We start from the raw sequence: 11,980 nt of genomic DNA on the forward strand, positions 1-11,980 counted from the left end.
TAACTTATTGCTACACCGTCTTTCTTTTAGGCTTCTAAAGTATAGAATCCAAACCAAACCCAAGCTATTTTTTTAGTATACTATTTTGGAGTTGCTCTTTTAGTTTGGCTAATGAAAATCTGATTTTGTTTCCCTCTGAAACGTGAAAAATAGCAAAATATCAACTCAGGACAATTCGTTGTTTTTGAGGTTCTATTTGCAAAGGCACCTACAGGGTTCAAAAACAACTAACAAGTAAACTTAAGTCATTATATGATCGGATGTTTGATAGTTAATTTTATTCCTTCTAAGTTTACTTTTTTCAGCTCTATTCAGATTCAATTTTCAAGGAAGTCATAGATAAAGAACCCCCAACAGGCTTGTCGTTGAATAAGCTTACTTTTTCACTTTCTTCTTTTAATGCTAATGTATAAAGTAAGGGTAAATAATGTTCTGGTGTTGGAATGGCCAAATCAAAGGCTTTTCCTTGCGATTTAAAATCGATTAAAGGTTGAAAATCCCCACTTAAAATATGGCTTTTCATTTTTTCGTTGGCTTCGGTAGCCCAATCAAAAGCAAATTCTTCGTTTAGCTTGTTCCAGGCTACCATGCGAAGGTTATGCACCATATTTCCACTTCCAATAATCAATATTCCTTTTTGGCGAAGACTGCTTATTTCTTTTGCCAAATCGTAATGATATTTTGCAGGTTGTGAATAATCTATACTCATTTGTATCACTGGAATATCTGCATTTGGATATAAATGTTTGATTACGCTCCAAGCACCGTGGTCAAGTCCCCATTTATCATCTAATCCAACTTCTGTTTTAGTAATAATACTTTTGGTTTCTTGTGCAAGTTCTGGGCTTCCTTTTGCTGGATATTGAACGTCAAACAATGCTTGTGGAAAACCACCAAAATCGTGAATTGTCGGCGGATTTTCCATCGCAGTCACAAAGGTGCCTTTAGTTTCCCAATGTGCCGAAATACAAAGAATAGCATTTGGTCGTACCAATTCTTTTCCCAATTTCTTAAATGCTGAAACAAATTCGTTTTCTTCAATGGCATTCATAGGGCTGCCATGACCTAAGAAAAGCACAGGCATTTTGCCTGTGTTACTCATTGATGAAGTTATTTTGCTTAAATCTTTTAAGTTCATATTTAAATTTTATTAAAAGGTAATACCTTTTTATTCAAAAATAAGCCTCATTTATTTTTTGCTCTGAATCATTCCCTTTTCTGTTCCAAAAATCTGGAATATAGGTGCTTCCTTACCTACTAAATTACTAATTGGCTCAGAAACAAAATTAGCAAACCCATACGGATAAAATCGCACAGAAAAAACTTTCACTACTCCGGTTCGCTAAATATAAAAGGGGTGAATTGTTTGTTCGAGCACCATGGTAAGAAGTTAATGTAGAAAATCATTTTCGCAAGTGTATCGCCTTATGCCGTTGCCAGGAATAAACGCCATTTCAACACAAGCGTGCAGGACAATTCATTATTTTGAGGTTCTATTTTCAAAGACACCTACAGGGTCCAAAAACAACTAACAAGTAAACTTAAGTCATTATGTGATTGTATGTTTGATAGTTCATGTTACCCTATATAGTTCATTAGATAAAACTTAATAATTTCACAGGCTTGGTGTAACCAAAAATAAGGATACCGCTGTGGTTTAATAGAATTAACCATAAATAGGAACCTGAGCAGTTTATTTTAGGTTCAGTTTTTACTGAGGCAACCCTAAATCAAAATTAGATAACCAGGGTATAATAGAACCTAAAATGCAATTTTATAAATACAGGATTATGGCTATTACCAGAATACGGTGTTCACAATTAATCTTATCCTATTTTTGATGTAAAATTATTAAGCTTAAAGAAAATCGTTAAATCACTGATCTTTTATATTCTTCTTTCTAGCTATAACCTTCCTTTTTAAGTTTTAGCTCAAGGATTTCTCTTTGTAGGCCTTCAATGCATTTAGGTTCATTTGAAGTGAAACCGTTGTTTGTTAAAATTTTTCTTGAAGCTATATTTTTAGGATCAATAATAGCGAATATTTGCTTTATTGATTTTTGTCTCCTCACAGTATTAATTAATGTTTTTGCAACAAAATCTACAATTCCTTTTCCCTAATATTGAGGCGAAAGCATATATCCAATCTCCACTCCCTGACTATTTCCCTCATAAACTTCCAGCTTAGCTATTCCTAAAAAATCATTCGTCTCATTATTCACTACTTTAAATTTCTCAAAGTTTTTGTTCAAGCTATTCTCTTTAATCAATTTTTCAAAATCGGTTTTAGCTTTTTCTAATTCGATAGATTTTCCGGTAATCATCTTCATTACTTTATCACCATTTACCATCTTAAAATACCCGGAAAAATCATACTGAGTCATTTTTACTATTCCAATATTCATATTTATTTAATTATCTGAATTTAGGTTTTCAGCTTGGTAATAAAAGTAACCTGCCTGTAATTCAAAATATTGTATAAACCCAATTTTTATTTTCCAAATGAAGCATTACGGGCTCTAAGGTTTAAACTAAAAGATGATAGTGTAATTCTCCTTACAGAAATATTTTAAAAGTGAAAATTAAATACAGTTAAGCCACGATAAGATTTCGTTTTTATTTTTTTATTAAATTCCAAAAACTAATTTTCCTCCTGGTTAAGAACCCTAACTTTTCATAAAGTTTAATTGCTCCAGTATTTAATTCTGCAACGTGTAAATACGGTATTTTGTTTTCTTTAAATATTTTATTGGCAGTGTGTTTTATTAATTGTTTAGCATAAGCATTTCCTGTATGCTCGGGATGCGTTACCACAGCGCTTATCTCAGTATATTTGTCCATTTTCATTCGCTCCCCCGTTACAGCTACCAGCTTATCGTTTTTATATATGCCATAGTAGTTCCCTAAATTTGAGGTCTTGCTTTTGAAGTATCCCGGCTGAACTAAGTTTACAAGACCGAACAAATCATTTTTTTGCCTGGTCGTTTTAAGTTCTATTATGAGTTCAGAGATTCCAAAGTCAATTTCTTGGTTGAGCAACATTTGGTTACAAACCAATTCTTTTTTGAGTTGTACTTTGTCTGTTAAAATAGGCTTATCTCCAACTACATAAAAATTATCCGTTAATAAAGAGTATTTATTAATTCCCTCTTTAGGTGTTTTGTGGTCTATAAATCCACCAAAAGGACAATACTCTGATTGATAAAATTTTATCCCATGATATTCTACTGAAAGCTTATAGTGTTCTTCGCTTAAAGAATACCAAACAGGGTTATCTAATTTCTCTTCTTCTATTTTCATATATTGTTCAAAGTAAGTACAAAGACTTTAGCTTTGTGACTTACGTGGTTAAAATTTCATTTCCATTGCGATAAAATCTTTCAGCTATTTTTATGCTTAATAACCAATATATCAAAAACGGTGAATTCTGATTTAGGAATTCAGCAACAATTAATTATAAACGGTATTTACTCAAGAATCGAGATTTAATGCCTTGTTAATTTGCTCGGGATAATTTACTTAAACATCTCTCTAATTTTTTGCTCAAATTTTTCATCACTAATTTTTAGGATTTCTTCTAATAAATCAGTTGAAGTAGGCTTCGCGTTAGGATATCTGTGTTGCTCCAAAAAAGTTCTTAACGCTAAGTTCAATCGCTCTTCCCCAATCAATTCACTTAATTCTACAAAAACTATGGCACCCTTGGAATAGGCAACAAAAGCATTGTCTTTAGTGGTTTTCAACAAAGAAAGGTCTTCGTTAAAACCCTTTTCAGCTTCATAGATTTGTTGGTGTACGGCAACACGCTCCAACATGTTGTCTTTGCCGTACATTTTTTTGTAAATCATCATTTCAGTATACATGGCCAAACTTTCGGTTAGCATGGCATAACCTTCTCGGTAATCGGGATCAATTTGGTTGGTGCCCCACCAAAAATGCGCCACTTCATGCCCTGCCAATTCATTGATAACATCCTGATTGTGATCGGCTTCTATATTAGCATTAAATGTCATGTGTTCTGTCATAAAAATTACGCCTGGATAAGCCGTTCCCGCAAAGCCTTGTGTAAACGAGGAAACTTCAGCAAATCGTACAGAGGAAAAAGGATAAGGCCCAAAGTATTTGGTGCAATAGTCCAATGAAAGTTTTGTGTTTTCTATAAGATGGTTCACATTGTTTTCGTGCAAAGGATGGTATAAAACCTCAATAGAAATGCCTTTGTGTTGCACTTTTTTAACGTTATAGCTGGCAGAAGAAACCGCAAAACGAAACGGAACGGTATCTGCCCGGTACTGGTAATAATTCCTATTGGCGTCTTGCCATTGCTTCTTTAATTCACCCGTACCAACGGCAATTTGATTCTTATCGGTAGAGATTTGCATGTCTAAACGAATAAAATCATCTACAGTGGTTTTTGGAGTGTCTAATGGCTTCATTTGCGTCTCTTCCCCCAATACATGTTGTTCTCGAATGTTTTTATCCGAAATTTCATTGTCGGCATCGTAACCAAATTGTGGAAAATACCGACTAATTCGCATAAATGACCCATTCTCTACAATCGCATTAAAGGGATTATGGCCATTAACAGCCTGCCATTTATAAGCCAACTCGAATTCCAGCTTTGCCGAATCCCGTGCTTGTAAAGCGTGTTTTAATTTCAATTCTGAAATGGAACCATCTAACATTATCGTGTCATTTTTATAGCTAAATAAAAGCGATTTTATCTCAAAGTCTTTAGGAACACTTACAAGCATAGAATCTATAACTTGGTTGTGTGGGTTTACCAACCAATAATTGCCTTTTATTCGGTAAGCCTTTTCTTTAGGAAACAAGTCTATTTCAGTGCTTACCTTTTTAATTGTGGGTTGTGGAAGGTTTTGGTATTTTCGGTAGTTTTTTTCATAAGTGACTTTTTCCAAAATAGCAGCCTCTTTATCTTTAGGCTCATAGCCTTTTAAGAAATTAAATCCACTAAAAAGTGCCATGAATCCACAAACAATAAGGGCAACCAATTTGTTTTTTCTTTTAGCTGTTGTTTTGATTAAATGAGAAACGAAAAACAGCAGCCCAACCAGAGAAAATCCAAAAATTAATCGCCACAAAAAGACTTTTAAGTAAGGTCCGTAAGCTATAAAATCGCTATAAGCACCTTTGTACCCAGATAATATTCTAAACAACGGATTGGAAATGATATTTTTTGAAATAGGTGTAACAAACAATAAGAAAAACAAGATGGAAATCCCTAAAGCAATCGACTTGTTTTTGCTCTTACTATTCAAAAAAAGCAGTATTAAGGAAAGAAGTATAAGTGGCAACGTATTAAAAACAAAAACACCAAAATACGCTTGCCAATCAATGTAGGCATATTGAAAAATAAGCTGAAAAATAATCGCTTCCAACAGCATTAAACTCGTAAGAAAGACAATCGATAACACCATGCTTATGCTGTGTGCCAATAGTCGTTCTCTTGCATAATAGGTGGTGTTTTGGATGATAGAAAACCCACTGGCGTTTGCACGCCAAAACACATCATTTGTAAAGTAAACCACCACCAATGCCCCAATAAAATAAAATGTTTCATTAATAGTTTGAGCTAACAAGCCAGAGCTGGCGTATTGTTGTGGCAGTCTAATCCCCATATCAATATCGCCATACATTTCTACACCTACGTAAAATAAGAGCAATACAGAAGCCGAAATAAGCGGGATGCTTTTAAACAAATAAATAAGATCGATTTTCACAAAGGAAAACAGTGCTTTCTGTCTTGTTTTTGGGCTGAATAAAGTGCTTACTTTGGCAAATGAAGCGTCTAAACGTTTGGTCTTTTTAGATGTTAATGCCGTGTTTTTCTTTTTTGACTTTTGCTTAAAAACCGGTAAAAACGAGAATGCACGAATGCCCAGCTTTACCATGATTAATGAGAGAAAAATAACAAACAGGCGATTGAGCAATAGCACATTGGTAAACGAAACGGTACTATGGTTTCTTTGAAAAACATCGAAATCTTTGGCTTCATAAAAGTAAGCCGACAGCCCAAATATGTCTGTTAAGGCAGACACTTTTTGAGCAAACAGCGATTGCGGTAACGATTGTGCCATAAACGGCGCGTTTGAAAACATCAACACAATCATATAGGTTATATAAAGCATTAAACCTGCAATAGCCACCAATAATTTATTCTGAAATTTTTTAGCACAAAAAAACAGGATGCTGCATACCAACAAGCTATTTACTACCCCAAAAATCAAAAAAGGATACACATAATACCACAGCTGAAACCCTGCGAGCATTTCGGCATCTGTTTGCACATGCAAACCGATAACATAACCAAGCATTAAAGTAAAAAAGCTGAATACAGTAAGTAAAAAGAAGGATAAAAATCGGGCTAAAGCAAAGTCACGCTTCTTTATGGGCGTTGTAAAAATTATCAAACCAAAATTAGTATCACTTTCCTTAAATAACCCTGAAAAAGCCAACAGTGTTGCCATTAAAATAATAATCAGACTTAACAAACCTGTCATAAACCCAACCGAATAGGGCGCATTGGCAGCAATTCCATCGCCAACATTAATATTGAACTTATAACCTGCAAAAAAGCCTAAAACTAAATAAGCCAGGAAAGCAAAACGAGTGGCTGTCTGTTTTAACGAGGCGCGTATATCATTACTTAAAACCGTTTTCATTTTGCACTATTTAAATGAGTGAAGTAAGCGTGCTCTAAATTTGGCGCTACCGCTTGAAATCCGGTTGGACAGGCTTCTGCATAAACGGTTATGTGCATCACCTTTTCAATAAATTGTTTGCTGATGACTTTAAAGTTCGGTTCCAGTTTGGGGAGCTCTTCTTTGTTTATGGCTTTTTGCCATAGTTTTCCGTGCAACGCATTAATAAATTGATTTGGATTTCCTTCGGCCACAATGCTTCCTTGTTTTATGATGGCCATTTGCGAACAAAGATTGCGTACATCTTCCACCAAATGGGTGGATAATAAAATGATGATATCCTCACCGATTTCGCTCAACAAAGCATTGAACCTATTACGCTCTTCCGGATCTAAACCTGCTGTTGGTTCGTCTACAATAACAATTTTCGGGTCTCCCAATAAAGCTTGGGCCACACCAAAACGTTGTTTCATTCCACCTGAAAACGTATGTACCTCTTTATTTTTGGCATCTGTTAAATTCACTTTATCCAGAAGAGTCATAATTTGGTTATGACGCCCTTTCCTACCGTGAATGCCTTTTAACCTGGCCAAATGTTCCAACAAATCGTAAGCCGAAACTTTAGGATAAACACCAAAATATTGGGGCAAAAAACCCAGCTGTTTTTGTATTTCCAATGGTTTTTTTACAATGTCTGTGCCGTTGAAAAACAGTTCTCCTTCCGATGGTTTTTGTAAGCCTACAATGGTTTTCATAAGCGAAGATTTCCCTGCGCCGTTAGGCCCTAGTAATCCAAAAACACCGTTTGTTATGTTTAAATTTATGGCATGAAGCGCCTGGTATCCATTGTTGTACACAAGGGATACATTGTTGACTTTCAATGTATTCATAAGGTAATATTTAAGGAAGCGTTAGTCTACATAGTCTATGATGTCTCCCGGTTTACAATCCAGGGCTTTGCATATTTTCTCTAAAGTTTCAAAGCGAACACCTTTGGCCTTTCCATTTTTAAGTATTGATAAATTTGCTGGGGTAATACCAATTTCTTTTACCAACTCTTTGCTCTTCATTTTACGTTTGGCGAGCATAACGTCTATATTTATAATAATAGGCATAGCTTAGATAAATAAATCTTGTTCGTTTTGTAAGGTCAATCCTTGGCTAAATATTTCTGACATAAAAAAAATAAAAACCCCAAGAAGAAGATGAAGAATAACTATTAAGAACAGTTCACTATCAATGGGCATAAAAAACGATGTGAATATGGTGAGCACAGTAGGCAGAAAGATATTGACAAGATAAAACCGCCTTAGATGCACGATGTTTTCTGAAGTAAATAACTTGTCCTGGTAAAAAACCTTAAAAACATTGCACAACAACCAAAAAAACAAACCATACGCAAAAATTGGAATCAAAAAACAAAAAACCAAATATGTGTTACTGCTATCTAAAATTAAAAACGCCTTTTCTGTAAAGGGATAGGTTATAATTGTTTGGGTATTTTTGATTTGTAAATGGGTGTTCGTTAACCAACTTAATGCTCCGTATATTCCAGTAACTATATACAAGCCTGCCAAAATGCTTGTAATGAAATATAAGATTTTGGAGATAATCATCGTTTTTCGCATATCATAAAATTTAATTTATTTCTGCAAATTTATATAAAAATATTGTTTTACAATAATTTTATATAAATTTAAAATAATTAAAACATCCCTCTATACAATGAGTAAAATATTTAAAGAATCCTTATATCGACTTAAAAAGAATAAAATTAGGCTGGTAATTTATCCAGTAATTTCAACTTAATTTTTTATTTCGGGTCGTTTCATTCTTGAAATCAGGTGTGATTTTTTGTAAGTTATTGGCAGATCTTATGAGTAAGGACGTGGGTTATATTGGTTTATAATATTTTCTTTGCGAGTTTATTTATCTCATGACACGCCCACGAGGCATTGAATAGAAAGATTTCCTATTTCGTGGAAAGCCTCAAAGTTTCGATAACTATCGGGGTAAGTGTTAAAGCCAAAGAAAGAAAAAGTAGAAAATGTATACTTTGAATATCCTATATGCAAAGTAATGTACTATGTATGTAACTAAGCCGAAAATATAGAAATTTAGAGTTTATTGGGTCACATACACTATTCATATTTCAAAAATCATTAATTCACGAATCGTAAATTAATGATTTTTGAAACCCTTAAATATCTATTTTTTTTAGGTCAATTAACAAGAGAACATTAAAATATCCTGAATAATGCTAGTAAACTACCTCAGGGCGAGCCAACGAGACATTCGTTAGAAAAAAATTTTAATTTCTTGACAAACCTCAGGATATTATGCCCTTTGGCAGCGCCAATAAATCTACCGCAATTATAGTTTAAAGGCATACCGAAGTTTTAAACCAAAAACAAAAGTTCTTATTTCATCTATAAAAGATCCCGAGTTACTATTTTCTCCCGAATTCAATAAACTACTAACAGAAAAAGTCATAGGATCCTGGCTATTATATCTTATAAGTTTCTCTTCAGACGACGCACCAGACCGGATGTTGTTAAGCCCATAATCCAGAAAGCCACCTATGTATAAAGATTTTTTATTTTCAAGCATAAGCTTTATCCCGCTCTCCAGGTTCAGTATAAAACTGGTATTTATATCGAATTCAGACCGGGAATCGTCTATTTCATCAAACTTCCCGAATCCCGCAAACCCCGGGCCTTTCAGTTCCACATCATATTGTGGATAATAACCACTGGTGACCAAAGAGGACAGCCTTGATTTGTATTCAGACTTTAAACTTAGTCCGGCTTTAATACCAGCACCGGCATAAAAGCGAGTTATCCCTTTTGTTTCATATTGAATTTTTAGTGGTATATTTAAAAAGTAAGCATATTGATTCTCATAAAAGTCTTTAGCCTGATATCTAAATTCAAAATTCTCCCCTTCCTGATCCCGGGTTTGATAGGCATCTTCAATAATAGGAATGTAAACAGATCCTTCTATATATTGTAGCTCTGCACCAGTACCAATACTCCAGTTTTCAGATAAATAATAGGCGTACCCAGCTCCAAAACCAAAGCCGTTTTTCATTTCACTTTTCTGATTCAAAACTTTATAATCCAGTTTTGAAAATGAGCCCTGCAAAAAGAATGAGACTTCATTCTTCGATTGTCCTAAGGCACTACCGGTTACACTTATCAAAACAACCAGTATCATGAGCTTTAATAAAAATCTTTCTTTATAAACTATTATATCTTTATTATTCATCGATATATTAAACTTTAGTGAGTTTTTTAATATGTAAACCTTTCTTATTTCACAATAAACTTTAAGGTTTTATTGATATTCTGAGTTTTTATACGGAGTAAATACACACCTATTTGAAGATTATACGGTATAGATATGCGAGTAGTCTTACTATTGGCTTTTAGGTTTTTCAAGAATACACCGTTAAGATTGTGTATAGAAAGTTCCATTGTTTTTAGTTCCTCTTTGGGGAAATCTACGAACAGCTCCATAGCCCCCCCCGATCTTATCGGATTAGGTGTTAAGGTTATATTGTAGGAACTCCTTAACTGAACCTTTGCAATACAGGTCTTTAGAATTTCTCCGTCTTCGGTTTCCATCTCCACATAGTAATCGCTATCAGGATCTAATTGGTCTACCAGATCATTTCCTGCAGAATAATACTGATTGTGGCCAATTACCGAACCGTTTTTATACCACCTGTATTTAACAAACTTATAACCTCCATTAGTTTCCGGATTATTATTCACAAGCAAGACATTATTGAATTTTTGAATAATAATATCATCAAAACTGAACCTCTTTTCAATAATTATAGTATAGGTTTTTGTAATATTCCCATCTTCAGAAGTAACTCTTACCGTCTCCCTGTAAATACCAGGAATTGGAGTTGCCATTATAAATTCATTTCCCTTATCAGTAAAGGCACCAAGGCTAGGTTCCAGTTCAATATGCACTTCATTCTTATCATTTCCACAAACCATAAGATGATAAACCTCTTCATCGGGGTTAGGGTACATGATATTGTTGATAGCCACATTATTCAAACGGGCTTCACCACCGATTATCCTAAGTACTCTTACTATTTGGGTTGCTGGTTTATAGTTTTCATTTCCTTCCTGCCTGGCAGTGATAGTTATTTCTCCCCTGTTTAATATTTGTACAAAGCCCCGGGGGCCTACGGTGGCAGGTGGATTTTCGGTATTATAAGTATAGGAGTAAATTATAGGTAACCCCGAACTTGAAGTGGCCTCCAACTGGAAATTATCGTCGGTATATTGATTTCTATCGGAAATTTCATCAAAATTAATTTCCTGAGGCGCCTTTTCTATTGTAAGCTTAGCTGTCAAGGTTTGATCTTGACAACTGGTATTGGCAGAAGTTATAAAAGCTGTAACCTCATAGACTCCAGCATCTACCTGCTCGTTATTCGTATAAGACACTGTAGTACCCTCGGGCAGATTAACTACTTCTAATCCTTTTACAGCACCATCATAAACAAAAGTTTGATCTTCAAAAATAACCTGTGTTAAAGGGGAGTCATTAATAATCACATTTTGCGTCTGGGTTGAAGTATTCCCGTTTTCATCTTCATAGGTCCAGGTAATCACTGTTGTTCCTGGTGAAGTGATCGGAAAAGTAGCATCATGGGTTACCATTACCGTGCCTCCACAATTATCGGTGGCGTCTGGTGTAGGCACATCACTTGCTAATACTTCACATTCCGAAGTGATATCAACTAAAATCGTTTGATCGGCTACCGGAGCGGTTACATCTTCAATAATCACATTTTGTGTCTGGGTTGAAGTATTGCCGTTTTCATCTTCGTAAGTCCACGTGATTACCGTAGTTCCTTGCGTGCTGATTGGGAAGGTAGCATCGTTATTAACCCTTACTGTTCCACCGCAATGGTCGGTAGCGCCTGGTGTAGGCACATCACCGGCCAGAACTTCACATTCTGCTATGATATCTGCCAAAATTGTCTGATCGGCTACCGGGGCGGTTACATCTTCAATAATCACATTTTGTGTCTGGGTTGAAGTATTGCCGTTCTCATCTTCGTAAGTCCACGTGATCACCGTAGTTCCTTGCGTCGTGATTGGGAAGGTTGCATTGTTGGTGACCTTAACCACTTCTCCACAATTGTCGGTAGCGCCTGGTGTAGGCACATCACCGGCCAGAACTTCACATTCTGCTGTGATATCTGCCAAAATTGTCTGATCGGCTACCGGGGCGGTTACATCTTCAATAATCACATTTTGTGTCTGGGTTGAAGTATTGCCGTTCTCATCT

The 11,980-nt window shown here is 35.2% G+C and carries 9 protein-coding genes; all 9 read right to left on the reverse strand.

The annotated features are described in order from the left end of the window. Window positions 1–307: 307 nt before the first annotated feature. Window positions 308–1,138, reverse strand: a complete 831-nt coding sequence (gene ygiD / locus I6U50_RS08900; protein ID WP_198638596.1) for a 4,5-DOPA-extradiol-dioxygenase — start codon at window positions 1,136–1,138, stop codon at window positions 308–310. A 978-nt stretch (window positions 1,139–2,116) separates the two neighbouring features. Then, window positions 2,117–2,404: a GNAT family N-acetyltransferase gene (locus I6U50_RS08905; RefSeq protein ID WP_198638597.1), complete on the reverse strand. Its 288-nt coding sequence runs from the start codon at window positions 2,402–2,404 to the stop codon at window positions 2,117–2,119. A gap of 211 nt (window positions 2,405–2,615) precedes the next feature. Continuing rightward, complete coding sequence (locus I6U50_RS08910) at window positions 2,616–3,299, reverse strand: GNAT family N-acetyltransferase (protein WP_198638598.1); 684 nt, start codon at window positions 3,297–3,299, stop codon at window positions 2,616–2,618. Between the two features lie 215 nt (window positions 3,300–3,514). Next, complete coding sequence (locus I6U50_RS08915; protein WP_198638599.1) at window positions 3,515–6,682, reverse strand: M1 family aminopeptidase; 3,168 nt, start codon at window positions 6,680–6,682, stop codon at window positions 3,515–3,517. Further along, entirely contained in the window at window positions 6,679–7,551 is an 873-nt protein-coding gene (locus tag I6U50_RS08920; protein ID WP_198638600.1) for an ABC transporter ATP-binding protein, read from the reverse strand. Before I6U50_RS08920 ends, I6U50_RS08915 begins: the two co-directional genes overlap by 4 nt. A 21-nt stretch (window positions 7,552–7,572) precedes the next feature. Then, window positions 7,573–7,776, reverse strand: a complete 204-nt coding sequence (locus I6U50_RS08925; RefSeq protein ID WP_193711740.1) for a helix-turn-helix domain-containing protein — start codon at window positions 7,774–7,776, stop codon at window positions 7,573–7,575. Window positions 7,777–7,779: 3 nt separating this feature from the next. Beyond that, entirely contained in the window at window positions 7,780–8,289 is a 510-nt protein-coding gene (locus tag I6U50_RS16170; RefSeq protein ID WP_198638601.1) for a DUF2975 domain-containing protein, read from the reverse strand. A gap of 745 nt (window positions 8,290–9,034) precedes the next feature. Next, entirely contained in the window at window positions 9,035–9,928 is an 894-nt protein-coding gene (locus I6U50_RS08935; RefSeq protein WP_198638602.1) for an outer membrane beta-barrel protein, read from the reverse strand. Between the two features lie 44 nt (window positions 9,929–9,972). Beyond that, a partial coding sequence (locus I6U50_RS08940) for an HYR-like domain-containing protein (RefSeq protein WP_198638603.1) occupies window positions 9,973–11,980 on the reverse strand: 2,008 nt, incomplete at its 5' end.

It is taken from the genome of Salegentibacter maritimus, from assembly GCF_016236975.1.
In the GTDB taxonomy this organism is placed as follows: domain Bacteria; phylum Bacteroidota; class Bacteroidia; order Flavobacteriales; family Flavobacteriaceae; genus Salegentibacter; species Salegentibacter maritimus.